We start from the raw sequence: 560 nt of genomic DNA, 5'->3' as shown, positions 1-560 counted from the left end.
CACCACCGGCCGCCCGAAGGGGTGCATGCACTTCCACCTGGACGTCCTGGCGATCGCCGACACGTTCTCCCGGCACGTACTGCGCCCGCACGCGGACGACGTGTTCGCGGGCAGTCCCCCGCTCGGCTTCACCTTCGGTCTCGGCGGTCTCGTCGTCTTCCCGCTGCGGGCCGGCGCCACCGCGCTGCTGCTCGAACAGGCGGGCCCGAAACAGCTGTTGCCCGCGATCACCGAGCACCGGGTGTCGGTGCTGTTCACCGCGCCGACGGCGTACCGCGCCATGCTCGGCGAACTCGACGGACACGACGTGACCTGTCTGCGCCGCTGTGTCTCCGCGGGCGAGAACCTGCCCGCGGCCACCTGGCACTCCTGGCACGAGCGCACCGGCCTGCGCATCATCAACGGCATCGGCGCCACCGAGCTGCTGCACATCTTCATCTCGGCGGCCGACGAGCACATCCGGCCCGGCACGACGGGTCTGCCCGTCCCCGGCTGGCACGCGCGCGTGGTGGACGGCGACGGGCGCGAACTGCCCGACGGGGAGCCGGGGCTGCTGGCCG

At 72.7% G+C, this 560-nt stretch carries 1 protein-coding gene; it reads left to right on the top strand.

The features are described from left to right. A partial coding sequence (locus ACTWQJ_RS52125; RefSeq protein ID WP_443313314.1) for an AMP-binding protein occupies window positions 1-560 on the top strand: 560 nt, incomplete at both ends.

The sequence above is a fragment of the Streptomyces sp. KR55 genome (assembly GCF_052245645.1).
Classification (GTDB): domain Bacteria; phylum Actinomycetota; class Actinomycetes; order Streptomycetales; family Streptomycetaceae; genus Streptomyces; species Streptomyces flavusporus.
The sequence above is the reverse complement of the archived record's forward strand: the minus strand, read 5'-3'. Positions and strand labels throughout refer to the sequence as shown.